Annotated in this window: 20 protein-coding genes; 5 read left to right on the plus strand and 15 right to left on the minus strand. The window is 49.2% G+C overall.

What is annotated here, in order from left to right:
* The first annotated feature begins 576 nt into the window (after positions 1-576).
* Complete coding sequence (locus IE055_RS14125; RefSeq protein WP_189402324.1) at positions 577-1551, plus strand: tyrosine-type recombinase/integrase; 975 nt, start codon at positions 577-579, stop codon at positions 1549-1551.
* A 678-nt stretch (positions 1552-2229) separates the two neighbouring features.
* Here the strand turns inward: IE055_RS14125 and IE055_RS14130 are convergent.
* The 13 genes from IE055_RS14130 to IE055_RS14190 form a co-directional block, all read right to left on the minus strand.
* Entirely contained in the window at positions 2230-3003 is a 774-nt protein-coding gene (locus IE055_RS14130) for a TatD family hydrolase (protein ID WP_189402325.1), read from the minus strand.
* 91 nt (positions 3004-3094) lie between these two features.
* The gene (locus tag IE055_RS14135; RefSeq protein ID WP_189402326.1) at positions 3095-3466 is read right to left on the minus strand and encodes a PilZ domain-containing protein; all 372 of its coding nucleotides are present in this window, start codon (positions 3464-3466) and stop codon (positions 3095-3097) included.
* Positions 3467-3511: 45 nt separating this feature from the next.
* Positions 3512-4537, minus strand: a complete 1026-nt coding sequence (locus IE055_RS14140) for a DNA polymerase III delta subunit-related protein (RefSeq protein WP_189402327.1) — start codon at positions 4535-4537, stop codon at positions 3512-3514.
* A complete protein-coding gene (gene tmk / locus IE055_RS14145) occupies positions 4537-5181 on the minus strand; it encodes a dTMP kinase (RefSeq protein WP_189402328.1) in 645 nt (214 codons plus the stop codon). Before tmk ends, IE055_RS14140 begins: the two co-directional genes overlap by 1 nt.
* 2 nt (positions 5182-5183) lie before the next feature.
* Entirely contained in the window at positions 5184-6215 is a 1032-nt protein-coding gene (gene mltG / locus IE055_RS14150) for an endolytic transglycosylase MltG (RefSeq protein ID WP_189402329.1), read from the minus strand.
* Positions 6193-7026, minus strand: coding sequence for an aminodeoxychorismate lyase (gene pabC / locus IE055_RS14155; protein ID WP_189402330.1), 834 nt, complete (start codon positions 7024-7026; stop codon positions 6193-6195). Before pabC ends, mltG begins: the two co-directional genes overlap by 23 nt.
* Positions 7027-7039: 13 nt before the next feature.
* Positions 7040-8281 (minus strand): beta-ketoacyl-ACP synthase II, encoded by a 1242-nt coding sequence (gene fabF, locus IE055_RS14160; protein WP_189402331.1) that lies wholly within the window; start codon positions 8279-8281, stop codon positions 7040-7042.
* 214 nt (positions 8282-8495) lie between these two features.
* The gene (acpP, locus tag IE055_RS14165; RefSeq protein WP_189402332.1) at positions 8496-8729 is read right to left on the minus strand and encodes an acyl carrier protein; all 234 of its coding nucleotides are present in this window, start codon (positions 8727-8729) and stop codon (positions 8496-8498) included.
* A gap of 210 nt (positions 8730-8939) precedes the next feature.
* Positions 8940-9686, minus strand: coding sequence for a 3-oxoacyl-ACP reductase FabG (gene fabG, locus IE055_RS14170; RefSeq protein WP_189402333.1), 747 nt, complete (start codon positions 9684-9686; stop codon positions 8940-8942).
* Between the two features lie 33 nt (positions 9687-9719).
* Entirely contained in the window at positions 9720-10655 is a 936-nt protein-coding gene (fabD, locus tag IE055_RS14175; RefSeq protein WP_229794311.1) for an ACP S-malonyltransferase, read from the minus strand.
* A 48-nt stretch (positions 10656-10703) separates the two neighbouring features.
* Entirely contained in the window at positions 10704-11750 is a 1047-nt protein-coding gene (plsX, locus tag IE055_RS14180) for a phosphate acyltransferase PlsX (protein WP_189402334.1), read from the minus strand.
* Between the two features lie 255 nt (positions 11751-12005).
* Complete coding sequence (gene rpmF / locus IE055_RS14185) at positions 12006-12188, minus strand: 50S ribosomal protein L32 (protein ID WP_189402335.1); 183 nt, start codon at positions 12186-12188, stop codon at positions 12006-12008.
* 170 nt (positions 12189-12358) lie between these two features.
* A complete protein-coding gene (locus IE055_RS14190) occupies positions 12359-12991 on the minus strand; it encodes an acyl carrier protein phosphodiesterase (protein ID WP_189402336.1) in 633 nt (210 codons plus the stop codon).
* Positions 12992-13032: 41 nt separating this feature from the next.
* Between IE055_RS14190 and IE055_RS14195 the strand changes: the two genes are divergently transcribed.
* The 4 genes from IE055_RS14195 (at position 13033) to IE055_RS14210 (ending at position 15952) form a co-directional block, all read left to right on the plus strand.
* The gene (locus tag IE055_RS14195) at positions 13033-13479 is read left to right on the plus strand and encodes a hypothetical protein (RefSeq protein ID WP_189402337.1); all 447 of its coding nucleotides are present in this window, start codon (positions 13033-13035) and stop codon (positions 13477-13479) included.
* A gap of 148 nt (positions 13480-13627) precedes the next feature.
* Positions 13628-14656 (plus strand): oxygen-dependent tRNA uridine(34) hydroxylase TrhO, encoded by a 1029-nt coding sequence (trhO, locus tag IE055_RS14200; protein WP_189402338.1) that lies wholly within the window; start codon positions 13628-13630, stop codon positions 14654-14656.
* 24 nt (positions 14657-14680) lie between these two features.
* Positions 14681-15280 carry a hypothetical protein gene (locus IE055_RS14205; protein WP_189402339.1) on the plus strand — a complete coding sequence of 200 codons (600 nt, stop codon included), beginning with the start codon at positions 14681-14683 and terminating at the stop codon, positions 15278-15280.
* A gap of 66 nt (positions 15281-15346) precedes the next feature.
* Positions 15347-15952, plus strand: coding sequence for a hypothetical protein (locus tag IE055_RS14210; protein ID WP_189402340.1), 606 nt, complete (start codon positions 15347-15349; stop codon positions 15950-15952).
* A 99-nt stretch (positions 15953-16051) separates the two neighbouring features.
* Here IE055_RS14210 and IE055_RS14215 read toward each other — a convergent pair whose 3' ends face one another.
* Positions 16052-16684, minus strand: a complete 633-nt coding sequence (locus tag IE055_RS14215; protein ID WP_189402341.1) for a GNAT family N-acetyltransferase — start codon at positions 16682-16684, stop codon at positions 16052-16054.
* Positions 16677-18572 (minus strand): beta-ketoacyl synthase, encoded by a 1896-nt coding sequence (locus IE055_RS14220; protein ID WP_189402342.1) that lies wholly within the window; start codon positions 18570-18572, stop codon positions 16677-16679. The genes IE055_RS14215 and IE055_RS14220 overlap by 8 nt, the downstream gene beginning before the upstream one ends.
* Positions 18573-18683: the final 111 nt, after the last annotated feature.

The following is an 18683-nucleotide window of genomic DNA, read 5'->3' on the forward strand; positions in this document are numbered from 1 at the left end:
TTTACCTCTCATAGTTAAGTTACATTATTTACTATGAAAAGTGTCGGGTAAACTCAGGCCTTACCAGATATAGTTGCCATAAAAGATGAAGGAGGGAAGATGATAGTCGAGTTTTACCATCTTAAGTACGCGCAAGGCGGGAATGTGGGATCTTCGATCGACAATTTCTACGATGTTTGTGGCCAAGTAATTAAGGGTTGCAAGTGGGTAGGGGAGTTTGAAAGAATCATTCAGAGGTTGAAGTACCGAGAAAAAAGACGAATTGATCAAAACAAAGCGTCTAGGATTGAATATGGCACTTTCAAGGATTTGGAATCTATAGTCCCTCATGCAAATAGGATGGAGAAAGAGTTTCGGTACTTCATCGTTCAACCTGGTTTGAACGTCGACAGTCCAAGCGATAGTGTTCTCAGCTTACTTGGTTCAATAGATTTATATGTATTAGAAACTACTGGAATCAACTTAAAAGTAATAGGGAGTAGCCGCACTTAATATATAGGTCTAATATTTTACAGGATCATAATTTACTACTGATAATATGAATTATCAGTAGTAGTTTAGTGCTATATTTTGAGTATGGAAAAACGTGTATCCGAAGCAGTAATCTCTCCCAAGCCTATAACCACTTCATTGCGTATCGATGAAGTCTTAGACGGTTTCCTATCGACAAAGAGATCAGAAAACACAAAACGAGCGTATGCGAGAGACATACTGGATCTGTTTGCCAAACTCGGAGTGAGGAGCCTCGATCAACTAGGCAAAATTATGTTTCACGACTTGGTGAAACAAATTCAGGATTATCTAGACGATCTAACGGAATATGATGAAGAAACGAATAGGCCGATAAACCCGAAGACAACAAACCGCAAAGCATATGCGTTATCGAGCTTTTTTAAATACTTGATGCATTCGTATGAATACCCAAAGAATCCATTAGATCAATACCAAGCTCATAAAGTCGATAAAAGAAGTAGTACGTCTAGTCTGACTAGAGCAGAAGTTCTGGACGTTATCGGATATATGGATAAAAGACATAAGATTTCGCAGACGGCATATCGTGATTATCTAGCAATATGTACTCTCGCAGTACTTGCTCTACGAAGGAATGAATTGGTAGGAATCAAATGGAGCGATCTGGACCTGGATAAGTCTAGCGTGAACGTTTTTCAGAAGGGAGGCAGTTATAAATTGCTGCCAATGCCAGGCAACTTACTCAAACGAATGCTCGAATATCGGAGCACCTATGAACCAGCTAGCGATTATATTTTTAGTCCTGTGAGGAATAACACAACGAAATCACTGAAAAAGCCTTTAAACACTAGTTACATATATCAGCTGGTCCAGAAGGTTGTTTTTAAGGTGGCCAATGGAAAGCGAGCTACTCCTCATTCATTTCGAAAAACCTTCATTGAGTTGGCATTAAACAACCAGGAAGACTTTATCTCCATTATTAATGCCACAGGTCATTCGACAGTTGAAATGATCAAGTACTACGATACTCGCGACACACTGAAAAATAATGCAGTACACGGCATGTCTAAGCTCATCTAACTACCTTTAAAGTCACAAGAATGTAGCTCTAACTTCTTGGACAAAAACTTAAGAGGGTTAGTTGTAACGTAAGGGGGTTAGTTGTAGAAACGTAAGCACTTTGGTTGTACGTCCAACGGGTGTTTAATATCCAGTTAATAAATACCAACTTAATTTTACATAATATATATTATGCGCATATCTGAATATTGCTGTTTTAACACGTTCACTTGAGATGGTTGCGAACTTACTTTAAGTATTATTCTATTTATATACAAATAGTTATATTACTTATCTAGAACTAGTCTTAAATAAAAAACGCTTATATGGTGTGTCATCGCGCACTAATCGTGTAACTATTTCTGATTATTAGTAACTATGCGTGTTTAGCGATGATGGCCTGCGTATCTCAGCCTGCCTTGGCGGATGTTTACAGAGTTCGTTGAATGGCCGTGAGTTTACTTTGGGAATTCGCCACAAAGTCAGCCATGGTCTTATGGCAAATTAGCTGATTCAGTTTTGGTGAGTTTGACGACTCTGTGTAGCCGCAAGGCAAAAAAGATTGCTCAGAACTGAGCGTGATATGACTGAAAAATTCGATTTCCGCACAAGAAACCGAATTTGTGAGTCGCTGAGCAGTTTCCCGAGAAAATCCGATTTCGCCGAGTATTTGGTCTAAAAATCCAGTTAGCTGCAGATTTAGCGTGTGGCTGGGAATAAATTGAAAAAGTTATCGGTGGTCTGCGCCGCTAGATCCTCGAGCGGCATGCCTTTAAGATCGGCCACGAACTGGGCAGTGTGTCGTACATAAGCTGGTTCGTTGGTTTTACCGCGCAATGGCACGGGCGCCAGATACGGTGAATCGGTTTCAACTAAAACGCGATCGATAGGGCATTTACGTGCAACTTCCTGCACGTTGGTGGCGCTTTTGAACGTCACGATACCTGAAAAAGAGATGTAAAAACCCAGGTCAAGCGCCCTTTTGGCGACATCCCAGTCTTCGGCAAAACAGTGCATTACACCACGACATTGATCCGCGCCCTCTTCTTTGAGCATGCGCATGGTGTCGTCTGCGGCACTGCGCGTGTGGATAATAAGCGGTTTATTAACGGTTTTGGCGGCTGTGATATGCCGCACAAAGCGTTGTTGTTGCCAGGTCATGTCCTGATCTTCAACCCGAAAATAATCTAGTCCGGTTTCACCAATGGCGACAATATTGTCGTCCTGAGCGATGCTAACCAGCTCCTCAACACTCGGTTCTTTCACGTCTTCGTAGCACGGATGCACACCAACCGATGCAAACACATTCGAATGTTCGTCGGCCAGCTTTTTGACCTGCGGAAAGTCTTCGAGGTTAACCGACACACACAGCATATGCGAGACATCATTCAGGCGCGCATTGGCCAAAATGTCGGGTAGGCGCTGATGAAGTTCGTCAAAATTGATGTGACAATGAGAGTCGACGATTTGCATGGAATATCGTATTAAAACTAGATTTAGTTCAAGCGCCCTGCTCTGGCCGCCTGGATGTGAACAACATAAGTTCGGACTGCTTAGGTTCGGACTACATGGTGTGCGTGGATCGCGTCAGCGAGATGGAGGCACCCAGTTTTTGTTCGATCAAATTCACTGTGGCGCGGGCATCGTCGCCCATAAACTGAACCCCTACTCCGCGTGGCCGGTTCCCTAAGGCGCCCGGCGGGCTAACCCAGATCACTTTGCCAGAAATATGCACGGGGTCGATCTCATCCATGATCTTAACCAGCAAAAACATTTCATCACCAAGATTGTAGTCTTTCTTGGTTGGCACGAAGAGACCGCCATTCTTCACAAACGGCATATACGACATGTACAGCGCTTGCTTATCTTTAATGGCGATCGAAATCACCGCATTGCGCGCTTTGTCGGCCGGGATGTTTTGCTTTTCTACAGTCATTATGAGTTTATACCGCTAATTTCAACGTTCTACAAGCACCAATCGTTAGGCTGGCAAGCGATAAAATTTGTGTGCGACGGTTTCCAGCACTAACAGCTCATCAACGGTGGTTGCCAGCAAGCGTTTCGCATTATTCAGCTCATCCACCAAATCCAGTAAGCGTTGCTTATCAAGTTTTGCGCTGGAAGACGATATCCAAGACATTTGCACAGGAAAAAACACCGTCGCTGGCTGGTCTGTCAATTTGGTACGCAATAAATCTGTGGTTAACTTTTGCAGGATCTCCAGCGCCGGCAAACTGCCCAATTGTTGCCAGGATTTCGCCACGGCTGTCACTTCTGCGCGCCGCATCCAGAGGCTGTTTACCTCGCTGAATACCGCTTTTAGCGCAGTCAGATAATCACCGCTAAACAGGTCGAGTGCCGCCAATGGGTGGTTGTTGGCCATGGCGAGATAAGTATCGATCTCAGCGTCGGGAATGACACGCTGGTGCGCAAGCCAGGCTTTAGCTGCCGACGCTTCCGGCGGGTAAAAATTCACTAAGCTGCAGCGACTGCGAATGGTACTCACCAACTTAGAAACCTCATCCGTCACCACCACAAACAACGTATTGGCAGGTGGTTCTTCCAGGCTTTTCAGTAAGGCGTTGGACGCATTACGATTCATAGTCTCGGCGAAGAGGATCAGAATGACGCGGTGCGAGCTGATGTGAGGATGCGTGGTCAGCGCCGCCGAGAGCCGCCGTACCTGTTCAATGGTAATCGCACGCTTAGGTTTGCCCGAATGTACTTCCAGATATCGATTTGCGTAGCTGCCCAGCAAGCCTGCTTGTACTTCTATCTCTGGCATAATCACATGCAGATCTGGGTGTGATGCCGCGGCGAACAAAGATTCCGACTGTGAATGGGTATCAGTTAAGACAAAATGCGCCAGCGCAAGGGCGAGATCACGTTTACCTAAACCACTGTTTCCGTTGAATAATAAGGCATGATTGGTACGCTCAGGCTCCATCGTCAGGTTTTGCCAAACGTCTTGATTCCACGGATGGATTGTTGGGCTGAACTTGCTCATTAGCCTGTTTGCACGCGCTGAATATAGTCGACTAATACCTGTTCGACTTGCGCTTGTACCTGATCCAGCGCCAGGCTGGCGTCGACCACGCGAAAACGCGCTGGTTCGTCGCTCGCGCGAGCGAGATAACATGCTCGAACACGTTGCTTGAAGGACTGCTGCTGTTGTTCAAAGCGATCAGGTTCTCCACGGTTGTCGGCACGTTGTTCGCCAACGGCGACTGGCACATCCAGTAGCACCGTCAAATCCGGGCGTAATGTACCTTGTACCAGTGTCTCTAAGGCAGCAATGGTCTGAACATCAAGCTCACGGCCACCGCCCTGATAAGCATAGGTGGCGTCGGTAAAGCGATCACATAACACCCATTTACCGGCAGCCAACGCCGGTTTGATGACCTGATCAAGATGCTGGGCGCGTGCTGCAAAAATTATCATCAGTTCAGCCGTATCACCGATCATGGCGTCGCTGTCGTTCAACAATAACTCACGCAGCCGCTCACCCAGTTCAGTGCCGCCGGGTTCACGTGTGTGCACGTAATCGATGCTGTGCTGCGTCAGAACTGACTCAATGACCTCGATATTGGTCGATTTTCCTGCCCCGTCTTGGCCTTCGACGGTTATAAACTTACCCTGCACTGCGCCCATGTCTACTGCTCAGGATTAGACGAAAAAGACTTCGGTTTGCCGCCAAGTTGATACTTGATGACCGCATTATTGTGCTCTTTCAGGGTTTTAGAAAATTTGTGCGAACCATCGCCCTTGCCGACAAAATACAGTGCCTCGGTGGTTTCCGGGTTGGCTGCCGCGCGGATAGCGGCTTCGCCTGGCATCGCAATCGGCGTTGGCGGCAAGCCGTACCGCGTATAGGTGTTGTACTCGGTATCGGTAGTCAAATCGCGACGCCGAATATTGCCATCATAACTGTCTCCCATACCATAAATCACGGTTGGATCGGTTTGGAGCTTCATGCCGATACGCAATCGATTGTTAAACACGCCAGAGATTGTTGGGCGCTCGTGTGCCGCACCAGTCTCTTTTTCGATGATCGAGGCCATGATCAACAATTGGTACGGTGATTTGACTTCCACATCGTCGGCGCGTGACGCCCAGATCTCATCTAACAGTGCTTGCTGACGTTTGAACGCTTGCTCCAACACGTCAAAATCGCTGTCGCCCTTTTGAAAATAGTAGGTCTGCGGTGCAAACATACCTTCTGGGTGCTGGCCTGGCGCGCCAAGTGCACGCATGATCGCGACATCATCCATCGCGTCGAGCTCGTCTTCTAGCAAGCGTTGGGATTTGAGGTGCGCCAAGTACTCTTTAAAGGTTTTGCCTTCAATCAAAGTCAACGAATACTGAATCACCTTGCCTTGATTGACCTTGTTAATCAGCTCAGGAATCGAGTCCACGTCGACGAGTGTGTATTCACCGGCCTTGATTTGAATATCACGCGCATTTAACCAGGTGTAAGCGCGAAACACGTAGCGATTATCAATCACGCCCTGCTGCTGCAAATGGTTTGCCAGCCAGCTGACGCCAACCCCCTGCGGGATAACGAGCATTTTGTCGCGGTTTTCTAACGGCTGTGATATTACGCTGGTGTAGGTAAAATAAGCGAAGGCCATTGCCAACACAAACAACGCATAAAACGTGAGCCTAATGATTCGGAATAACTTCATTTTCTAGTAATAATTTCAGAAGTTTAGACGAGATTTCTCGACTCTTATAATGGCGAGATAAGCACCGTTGAACGGGCCATAAGCCAATGATGGAGTTGCTGACAAACACCTCATCAGCCGCCTCGATGTCAGATAAGGATAATCGCACAATCCGAGTGTCGACTCCAATGCTTTGCGCCACCGCGATCAGGTAGTCACGCATCACGCCGGCAACGCCACAACGGTCTAGCTTGGGTGTGAATATAACCCCATCTCGCGCCAGAAATACATTGCTTTGTGTCGCCTCGACGACATTTAAATCGTGGTCCAACAACAGGGCCTCTTGCCAATCTGCATGCCATTGTGAACGCGCCAAAACCTGCTCCAAGCGATTACCATGCTTGATGCCCGCTAAAAGCGGTTGCGTGGCCAAACGAATATCACTGATTCCCAGCGTGATACCAACATCTCGATGGTCGACAGGATATTGCGGGTACGGATGACAACTCAGTATCCGGGTCGGCTGCATTGGGTCGGGGTTGAGGTATCCACGTCCGCCCTGCCCAGCCGTAACCGTGACGCGCAACACAGTTCGCTCATCGCACTGTGTTGCCGCTGCATGCGCCTCGCCGCTCAATGCGGCGAGAAAATCGGCGGATAGTGGAACTCCGATGGCGGAGGCGCCAGCCACCAGCCGATTCAAGTGCGCCTCCCAAAGTAGCAGTGTCTGGTTCTCGACCGCGACCGTTTCAAAAACTGATTGCCCATATAACAAACCTCGGTCTAATGCCGAGGTTTGTGGGGTTTGTTTGCCGTTAACCAGAGTAAGCACTGGTGAGGATTGCCTATACGAAACGTTTCATGGCCAGCGTGCCATTGGTACCACCAAATCCGAACGAATTGGTCAGCGCTAAACTCATGTTCATGTCACGCGCGGTATTCGGCACGTAATCCAAATCGCAATCTGGTGACGGATTGTGCAGATTAATGGTCGGAGGCGCAATTTGCGTGTGCAACGCCATTGCGGTGTACACCGCTTCTACGCCACCGGCTGCACCGAGCAAGTGCCCCACCATGGATTTGGTAGAGCTGATCGCAATATGTTTAGCGTGATCGCCAAAAGCGGTTTTAGTGGCATTGGTCTCGGCTGCATCGCCCAGTGGCGTTGAGGTGCCGTGTGCGTTCAGGTGGTCTACGTCTTCAGGGTTCACACCAGCGTTGCGCATTGCGTTCACCATGCAACGTGCCGCACCTTCACCACCAGGGCTTGGTGAGGTCATATGATACGCGTCGCCGCTCATACCAAACCCAGCCAGCTCTGCGTAGATTCGTGCACCACGTGCTTTTGCGTGTTCATATTCTTCTAATACGAGAACCCCAGCGCCCTCGCCCATGACAAAACCGTCGCGCGCCTCATCCCATGGGCAGGAAGCCTGGGCTGGATCAACATCACGTGACGACAGTGCGCGCGCGTTGCCGAAGCCTGCAATGGCTGTTTGTGTGATGGCCGCTTCCGCGCCACCAGCAATCATGACATCGGCATCACCGTACTCGATGAGTCGACCGGCATCGCCAATCGCATGGGTCGCGGTCGTGCAGGCAGTGACCATCGACAAGTTCGGCCCTTTAAGGCCGAGCTGAATCGAGAGATTGCCGGAAATCATATTGATAATGGCGCTCGGCACGAAAAAAGGAGACACACGTCGTACACCACGGTTATTCAGGGTTAACGTGGCATTTTCAATCGACTCAATACCACCAATGCCGGAACCGACATAAACACCAATTCGCTCGGCATTCGCCTCGGTGACTTCTAAGCCAGAATCACGGAACGCGTCCAGACTAGCCGCCATGCCCATCTGAATAAAGCGATCCATCTTTTTGGTTTCTTTAGGCGGCATATAATTCGCGGGATCAAACCCATCGACTTGACCGGCGATCTGACAAGGATAGCCTTCAGGATCGAAACGATCGATTCGACCAATACCACTGACTCCGTTAGTGATATTTTTCCAGTTTTCATCCAAGGTGAGCCCGACCGGAGAGATAATCCCCATGCCGGTTATGACGACGCGACGTTTACTCATAACTAGTTGTTTGTGTGTGGTGAATTGTTGCCAATGCGCGATTATAAAAGAAAACCCGGATCAGCCCTACCTAATTAACGTCACTGAACGTTAGAAACTGCGCGTTCTATTGGGCAATATGCCAATTAGTAGCGACGAGTGAGACAAATTCTTCAGACATAAAAAAGGCCGCTCGATTGCGCTGAGCGGCCTTCTATTTTTCGCAATTCAGCGATTAGCTGTTTTTCACAACGTAATCGATGGCTTGCTGAACAGTAGTGATGTTCTCAGCTTCTTCATCTGGGATTTCAGTTTCGAACTCTTCTTCGAGAGCCATAACCAGCTCAACTGTGTCCAGTGAATCAGCGCCCAGGTCGTCGACAAACGATGCACTGTTAACAACTTGGTCTTCATTAACACCAAGTTGCTCGATGACGATTTTTTTTACGCGTTCTTCAATACTGCTCATGAGTGTACCTCTTCAAGGGGGAGCTATTTATCCTTCAGTTCAAACTGGCTATAAATTACCACGAACATCAGGAGAGATAAAACTGTCAACAACCATCGACTGCATGATTGCCACCAGCGGTTGATCAATGCGGCGCATTATATAAAAAAGCGCCCGCTTTGCAAAATAATTACCAATTGTCGTAACTATAACCGAAGACCGATTTCAGACCTAGGTCATGTACATGCCACCGTTCACATGCAAGGTGGCACCAGTAATGTATGAACTCTCATCCGAAGCGAGGAATACCACCGATGCGGCGATGTCTTCAGGCTCACCCAAACGTGCGGCCGGAATGTTCGCGGTCATCTTGCTGACCTGCTCTTCATTCAGCGCTTTGGTCATGTCAGTATTGATAAAACCCGGCGCGATTGCGTTGACGGTAATCCCACGTGAAGCAATTTCCTGCGCGAGTGATTTACTGAAACCAATCACACCGGCTTTGGCCGCCGCGTAATTGGCCTGACCCGCATTACCCGATACGCCAACCACCGACGTGATATTGATAATGCGACCGGTGCGCGCTTTCATCATGCCGCGCAACACGCCTTTGGACAATCGATATACGGACTTCAAGTTGGTTGACATGATGTCATCCCACTCTTCTTCTTTCATTCGCATCATCAGATTGTCACGCGTAATCCCGGCATTGTTGACCAACACGTTGATCGCACCATAGGTGTCGGTCACGTGCTTCAGCACTGCCTCAACCGAGTCGCCATTCGCCACATTTAACACGACACCTTCACCTTGGATGCTGGCGTCTTTAAGCGCGCTTGAAATGGTCTCAGCGCCGGCTTGTGAGGTCGCCGTACCAATTACGGTCGCACCTTGGGCGCCCAATTGCGCAGCAATGGCTTTTCCGATCCCGCGCGTTGCACCCGTGACCAGGCAAATTTTGTTACTTAAATCAAACATGATTATCCTCTGTAAATATAGGTGTTCGTAGGGTTACGCGGTGGCCGCCAACAATGCTTCGACAGCCTCTGGCTTCTCAATACAGCCTGCATCTGCTTCACGCACGATGCGCTTAACCATGCCACCCAGCACTCGACCTGGACCACTCTCGATAAACAGTGAAACCCCTTGACGGTGCATGGTTTGCACTGATTCTACCCAGCGAACAGGTGAATCAAGTTGGGTCACCAGGTTGGCTTTGACTTCGGCCGGTGACTTGGCAACGCTGACATTGCAATTATGCAAAACTGGGATTGATGGCACCGAAACATCAACATCGGCTAATCGTTCTGCCAGTCGCTCAGAGGCTGGGCTCATCAGGCTTGAATGCGCCGGGATCGACACCGGTAAGGGCAAGGCACGTTTGGCACCGGCATCTTTCATGGCCTGGGCGGCTTTCTCAATGCCGGAAGCCGTGCCTGCAATGACGACCTGCCCTGGCGCATTGAAGTTCACCGCTTGCACCAGATCACCAGCTTCAGTCAATTTGTCACAGACTGCAATCACTTGCTTATCTTCCAGCCCAATAATGGCAGCCATTCCGCCCTCACCAGCTGGCACAGCCTCTTGCATGTAGCGACCGCGGTCACGCACCAGCGCGACGCCATCGGCAAAGCTCATGGCTCCAGCGCAGACCAGTGCGGTGTACTCGCCCAGACTGTGGCCAGCCATCATACTCGGCGCCGTGCCTCCATTTTGGAGCCAGACCTTCCACGCCGCGACACCGGCAGTCAGTAGCGCGGGTTGTGTGTTTTCGGTCTGCGACAGGGCTTCTAGCGGGCCTTCTTGCGTCATCTTCCACAGGTCTGTGCCCAAGACATCTGACGCGCGCTCGAAACACTGACGTACGATTGAATAATTCGCCGCCAACTCACTCATCATGCCAATAGCTTGTGAACCTTGGCCGGGAAATACGATCGAAAATGACATAATAATTTACTTTAACTTTGTTATTTATATAATTGAATTATATAGTCTTTATATAGAATAAACCTTTTCTATTTCTTGACTAATATGCCCAATAACATTGCGACTCGCCTGTTGGCGAGCCTCTTGAATTGCGTACTCGAAACCAACTTGGTCGGTACCGCCGTGACTTTTCACAACGATGCCATTTAGTCCGATTAGCGACGCACCATTATGACTCCTTGGGTCCAGACGTGACTGGATACTACGGAATACCGGAGCCGCGCATGCGCCCGCCAACTTAGTGAGCGCATTACGCTTGAACTCCTCTTTCAACACCTTCATGATCATCTTAGCGGTGCCTTCACTGGCTTTCAACGCCACATTCCCCTCAAACCCATCGCACACAATGACGTCGACCTTACCGTTGAAGATTTCATCGGCCTCGATATATCCGACATAATTGAGCGGGCTTTCATTCAATAATTGCGACGCCATTTTTACTTTTTCGCTGCCTTTTATTTCTTCAGCACCGACGTTCAACAAGGCAACACGTGGCGATTCCTTTTTGTCCACATAGCGTGTTAACACTGATCCCATAATGGCGAACTGAACCAACATCTCTGGCGTCGAGTCCACATTCGCCCCCAGGTCCAACATATGCAATGTTTGTGACGTATCCAGGCACGGCATGGTGGAGATGATCGCAGGCCTGTCAATCCCCTTGATGGTTTTTAACACAAATCGTGCGGTGGCCATCAACGCACCGGTGTTCCCAGCACTGACGGCAGCTTGGGCGACGCCCTCTTTGACCAAATTAATCGCCACGCGCATGGAGGAATCTTTCTTACGTTTCAGAGCCAGCGCGGGCGACTCATCCATGGCCACCACTTCGGAAGCGCCATGAATGGCTAAGCGCTTACTATCGAGTAGCTCTTTGGCACCGTGCGTGCGCAGCACAGTCTGAATCGGCTCTTCGAGACCAACCAAAATAATACGGTGGTCTTTGTTGTGAGGTTTTAGAAGGAATTCTATCGCGGCGGGGACGGTCACTTCAGGGCCAAAATCACCGCCCATTGCGTCTACCGCAACCGTGGTTGCATTCGGGGTTGAAGACATCGAATTTGGTATTCCTGTTTGGTTGCAAAGTGTTCAAATTGGGCGCGCCGACCAGATTGGCACTATTCGAACACCCGAGTCTGCGTTATGGGCTATATCATATAAGCATGCGATAGCACGTACCAGCATTAGACTTAGAAAATTTATCTCGACTGCGACCTGGCAGTCAACGACGACGTGCCGGCAGAGCGCAGACGCGAAAACGAAAAAGGCCTCATAAATGAGGCCCTCTCGGATAAAAACATGTAAAACTGCTTAGTTAGCAGTTTTAACATTCACCACTTTTTTGCCTTTATAGTAACCAGTCTCAGTTACGTGGTGACGACGGTGCAATTCACCAGTCATGGAATCGGTAGATAATGTTGGCGCGGTCATTGCGTCATGTGAACGACGCATCCCTTTGCGTGAATTCGATTTTTTACTCTTCTGTACAGCCATGATTTGCCTCGCTGAATTAATACTATACCGTTCACAAACCAACTACTTCGCAATACCATGTTCTCAACGACATTGGAAAAGGCATGTGAACCGCCTGTTCTGAATTGGGCCGAATCATATAGAGTGAAACCCTTTCTGTCAAAGCAATATCCGTGTTTTTTAAGGCTTTTTTAGCCTTTTAATTCCGTTTTTGCTGCACCTTGGCGGATTGCGTCTGACTGCTCTAGCGCCGCACTTTCAACGCCGTGTTGCAAGTACGCAAATAAGGGTAAAAATGCCTGCTCAAACGCGTCGTAATTACGCTCAATTTCAGTCACGCCACCAGCCATGTTATTACGGTAACGCATACGCTCACTCACTCGATCAATTGATTCGCCAATCCCCTCAAGCGTGGCGTAATTGTTCAACCAGTCATACTCCGCCATGAGACCAACAACGCGATTCATTCGCGGCGGCATAATCTCTTGGCACGCAGTCAATCCGGAATAGCACTGTGCGCGAAACTCATCAAAATCAACCGAGGCGAATTGCTCCCAGTGTTTAATCAAGTAATAATCAAACGCAATATCGGTAATCACACCGGCATACCGGCGTCGCTCACTCGAAAACACCTCGCGCAGCGCTTTAACCGCATCGAACTCATCGGTCAAGCGATCAACCAAACGGTGATTCTCAATCCCCAACAGAACCGCCTTGGGTAAAACTTCAAGCAACGACGCGGCAGGCTTAAAGTCGCCCATCAAATTTCCGGTCATTGAGTGCGGTGTGCGTTGAGAGAAAAACAAATGGCTGAGATAATTCATCACCGCTAGTATAAAGTGAAACCAACACTGGAGCAGTAGCAATGTTCAAAACTTGCTTGTCACTATTCGCCCTCGCCGTCCTCGTCGCCTGCTCATCTGAACCTGCCGACGCCCCAGAAACACAAGTCCGCAAGACATTAACCCTGATTGAGGAAGCCGCCGAACAACGCTCATTAAGCGGAATTATGGCGCACATCAGCGACGACTACGCCGACCACCAGGGCTACGACAGCAAGCAGATTGCACGACTTGCTCAATTGCAGATCATGCGCAATCAAAAAATCAACATTTTCACGTTGATTCGTTCGATTGACATCGAGAATAACGTCGCCAGTGTCGAGCTATCCGCCGCGATGGCTTCACGTGACACCGACTTGTCTTTGGAGTCCAATCGTCTAAAAGCCGATGCCGTGAAGTTCTCCGTCTTGCTCAAGCGTGAAGACCGTGACTGGAAGGTACACAGCGTGGCTTGGAAACAAGGTTGGTAATTCGGCGCGGAATACCAGAATTAGCGCATATTTGTCCATCAAGTCATCCGCGCTTCTATTGAATAATATGATTAAACATTAGATACTTACGAGTTGGTAAGTAACTTAATGATGCGCCAGTTTTACGTTCTGGTTAGCTCGCTTTCTCATGTCACATATAAACACAAGCAATACATCTCGTCCTGCGACGAACTCGCACCCGATAACTGTCTGTGCGCTGTACAAATTTGTGCAGCTTGATGATTATCAAAACCTGCAACCAAATTATCTAGCGAAGCTGAATCAGCTCAGTATTCGAGGCACTTTACTGTTGGCAACCGAAGGTATTAACGGCACGATTGCCGGTTCTGACGCCGCCATTACAGAGTTCATTGAATGGATGCAGTTAGACAGCAGAATGGCGGACCTGGATTACAAACTATCGTATCATCAAACACCGCCCTTCCACCGCACGAAAGTTAAATTGAAACGTGAAATCGTTACCATGGGTGTGGACGGTATTGACCCCAACCGTGTCGTTGGTACTTACGTCGATGCGCAGGAGTGGAACGCACTTCTGGACGATCCAGAGGTCGTCCTGATCGACACGCGCAATGAGTATGAATACGAAATCGGCACATTTGAGAACGCCATCAATCCACACACAGATACATTTCGCGAGTTTCCGTCCTATGTTGCCGAAAACTTGGACCCGCAAAAGCATAAGAAAGTGGCGATGTTCTGCACCGGTGGCATTCGTTGCGAGAAAGCGTCGGCGTTTATGAAAGAACAAGGGTTCGAGGAGGTCTTTCATCTCAAAGGCGGTGTTCTTAAATACCTTGAAACGGTGGAACAAGAACGCAGCAAATGGCATGGAGAGTGCTTTGTGTTCGACGATCGCGTTGCGGTGAACCATGACTTAGAGAAAGGTCAGTATGACCAATGCCATGCCTGCCGTTTTCCGATCACCGAACAAGACAAACTGTCTGAGCATTATCGTCCGGGCGTAAGTTGTCCGCGCTGCCATGATGCGCTAACTGAAGAACAAAAAGCACGTTTTTCTGAGCGCGAGAAACAAGTTCAATTATCGAAAGATCGCGGCGAAAGCCATATTGGCTCCGACAGCCAAAAAGCAGCTGAACGAAATCGCCAACTCAAACAGCAGGAAAAACAGGCACAGCGCAGTGTATCAGCATAGTGATTTAATCAACGAGGGGTAGTTATGAGAATTAAACCAACACCAGATCGCAAACAAATCGGTATTACCGTCGTGGCGCTGATAGGCAGCGTGTTCATCGGCATGAAAGCGTATGCCGCGGCAGTCGAAAGTATGTCACTTGAAAAATTCATCGAAGCGGAACAATCATATTGGCACGTCAGCGTTAAATGTGAAAATGTGGAACAACCGCGCTCGATGCAAAAGCCGATCACAGGTGATAATTGGTGTGCCAGCGACGCGCCAACAGTGTGCAATGAGAACAAATTCACTGCCTCGCGTATGGTCTGCGCGGACAATTTTGCGCAGAAAGTGTCGGATGACGAATCCGCACCTATTGTCACCGACCCGGTGCCGAAATCAGCCGCATCAGCTGCGCCAGACACCACGAAAGCGGAAACAAACTCTAAACCTGTTGCTGCACCGAGTCCACAACCTGCGACAACAGCACCTGCATCAATCGAAGCAAAAAAACTGTCCGAGACAGACTTATTAAAAGAGCAAAACCAAATCGAGTCGCAACGCATCTTGATTCAACAGAAACGACTGGAACTTCAGCGCCGTGAACTTGAGCTCAAAAAAGCTCAGATGGACGGCCAGCAATAACATTTATTTTAATCAGAGCGGCATAGTATTCCGCTCGAACATGACGACTAAGTACTGAGACAAATTATGAGTAGCAAATCTAAATTGGGTTATAAAATGGGTAATGTAATTGGCTACGCCGCGCTGGTCGGCAGCATTGTATTCACTGCCACCGCAAGCGCACAGGTGAAAACTAAAACAGCGGAAGAGTTCGCACAATACGGCCCAGAAGACGCCTATTGGGTCTTCACTGTCACGTGCGAAGATGATTCAGAACACAAGGTACAGCGCAAGACCGACGGCGATTTGTGGTGCGCCAAGGAGATCGAAGGGTTTTGTGATGCAAACCGCGATATTGCCGCAGATAAAGTCTGCGGTGACGCTTTCGGCGAAGCCTACGCGGAACAAAAAAATACCATTGACGCGGAACAAGCTGCGCGCAAACAGGCGGAAGCCGAGTCAGAACGCAAGCGCTCAGAAGCGGCTGCAGCAAAACAACGCGAAGAACAAGCCAAGCAACAGGCTGCGCAGCGCGCGCAAGCCGAAGCCGATGCGAAGGTGCAACGCCAGCTGTCTATTGAAGAAGAGCTGTTAAAAATCGAACAAGAGAAATTGGACCTACGCCGCCAGGAACTGGAGTTACAGGAGCGCGCAGTACAGATCCAGGAGCTGCTGGACCAAGAACAAGGATAAACTAAAATTCAGGGTGTTGTAGCCGCACATAAGTCGCTGCAACGCCCTGCCCTCAAGACGTCCTTCCTCTGGCGACCCAACACTGAGTCGCGATCAAATCTAGCTATCCGAAAACGCCGCCAGACGCCCGGTCAAAAAGGCTTTGGACTGTGGCCATTCAGAATCGATCATCGAGAAACAATGCGTGTGGCGAATCGTGCCATTCGGCATGATTTTATGGTTGCGAATAATACCGTCAAATTTGGCACCCAAGCGCTGGATCGCTTTCTGAGAACGCACATTGTCGTGGTGTGTGTGCCAGTGCACAGCGATACAACCCATTGTTTCAAACGCATGCTGTAACAGCAACAGCTTACACTCGGTGTTCACGCCAGTGCGATGAACCGACGCCGAATACCAGGTAAACCCAATCGACAAATTACGATCTTGCTCGCTGAGATAATAGTATCGAGTACTACCGACCACGCGGTTGTCTGACAATCGTCGTACCACAAACGGGTGTTCAATCCCCGCGTCGCGGTTGCACAAGGCATTTTTCACCATCGCTGGCATTTGGTCCGGTGTGGGCACTCCGGTATAGTGTAGATTCCATAATTCGCCGTCGGCCGCCGCAGCAGTTAGGTCAGCCACATGGTCTGAGCTGAGCGGTTCAAGCTGCACGTGATGTCCGATCAGGGCCAGGTCGCTGGCCAGTCCAGCACGGAATTTAGATACGTTAGATAAATCAGTCATTTACCATGTCCGCATACGGGTTGCTAAAATGTAGTGACACTGGGTTAGCGAATCGATCCAAGTTCAGCGCCGTCTCAGACACACTGATTTCGTGCTCCTCAATGATCCCGCTCCCGAAGTTATAAATAATACGCAAATCGCCTGTCAACGCTGCATCGTCATAGGCTTTTGCCGTCGTGCGCACCGCTTTTCGTTTGCGTGTGTATTCGACGAACGCGTCAACACCATAACGCTGCTTTAGCATAGACTCGACTTGCCTGGGCGATAATACGGTAGCGGTGGCGTTATTACCGCCGAACCCTTTGGAGTTCAAAAACGCGACGTCCATCGTAGTAGATTTATCTTGCAGCACGATGTCCAGATGATCATCAAACACGTCATCAGCGACTTTGTCAGTGGTTTTAATACCGGGAATAATGCCATCAGCAAACACACCGAGGGTATTCGCTAACTGGTCACCACTGGCGGGGCCGAGCGGATGCCCAACAAACGCCTTAACCGCCGTCACCGGCCAATCATCAATACCAAAACCCTTTGCAACTTTGTCGAAAATCATCGATTCAGTGATGCGATTCTGCGGTGTACTGGAGCCATGCGCCTGAATAAACGAACGGTGTTTAATGGTATCGGCACCGACGATCGCTTGCGCCGCCGCAACCGCTTTCGCCACGGTAATATAGTTACCAGCACCAGGTGATGAGATCGACTTTTTAAAGCCATCTGCGTTTACAAACACATCGGGTACCGCGCCATAAATATCCGCACCAAGCTCCATCGCAAGCTCGTCATCCATTAAAACAAAGAACTGTGATGATTCCCCCATAGTAAAACCCGCGTTCTCACCAAACGGCCGAGATGCCCGACGGTGATCGGCGGTATCTGCACCATCGAGTTTTGCCAGTCGGTCATCCGTACCTAAAGCACTCATTGCCGCGAAACCTTCCATTACTTCTGGAGTCACCGGCGCTTCGGCTGAACCACAGATTACTAAGCGGTGACGACCTGCTTTAATGTCGTCCACGGCGAGTCGTAAATTATAGAGAAACGTCGCACACGCGCCGGTGACTGCGCCTGTGGTACCGACACTGCCACACATATAGGCATTGACGAAATCGGCCACCATCGAATTTAATCCAAGTGCCATTTGCTTAGACGTGGCACGCGCCGCCCGCATACGAGCTTGCATATAACCGCCAATACCATAGTCGTCAGTCTGTCCTAATCCGCTGGCTGCAAAAACTGCCACCTGATCGGGTGACAACTTGGCCATGATGTCATCCCAGGCGATCCCAACTGAGTTGATGGCATCCGAAGCACCGAGTACCGTTAATTGCAAACCACGTGGATGAAAGCGTGATTCGTATTGATCAGCAGGAATGAAACCGGTCGGTACCATACCAGCAGATTGCACTTCCATTGGGCGAACGGTGTTCATTTTTACGGACAGGTCGCCGGCAATGGTAACTTTCACCGTACGATCATCCACGTTGCTCACTTGCCAGTTGGCTGGTAATGGCTCAGGCAAATCACGGCGACGCACGGTAAACTCCGAAGTTTGCGCACTTTCGAGCGCCAACTCCGTATATGCCAGCACTTGGTCGGGGTCAAAAAGTTCGGCATGGATGCGTCGAATCAGGGTGTTGGTCTCGATCGTGCTCTGGTACTTATCAGCCACAGCTTCGGCCGACAATGTGTCGCCGTCTATATCCACGTAATGCCCATTCTCATAGCGAACTAAACGCATGAGACATGCCAGACTGAGTAAGGTCGTGACGCGCTTTTCAGGGCTTAAGCTGGCTAAAACAGTACGTCGGTAGGCGTGATGGAAAGAACTGCGGCCAGCGGCATTGTAACCACCAAAGCCGACGATAACGGGTAAACGATTCATGCAGGGGGCTCCTAAACGAGAGAACTCGGCTGTAGGTAAAATCTATTCGCAACTCAAATGCGTTAAAATGGAATTATATGTCCATTTACCCCTTCTTTGCATGGCATATTG

It is taken from the genome of Arenicella chitinivorans (genome assembly GCF_014651515.1).
GTDB lineage: Bacteria > Pseudomonadota > Gammaproteobacteria > Arenicellales > Arenicellaceae > Arenicella > Arenicella chitinivorans.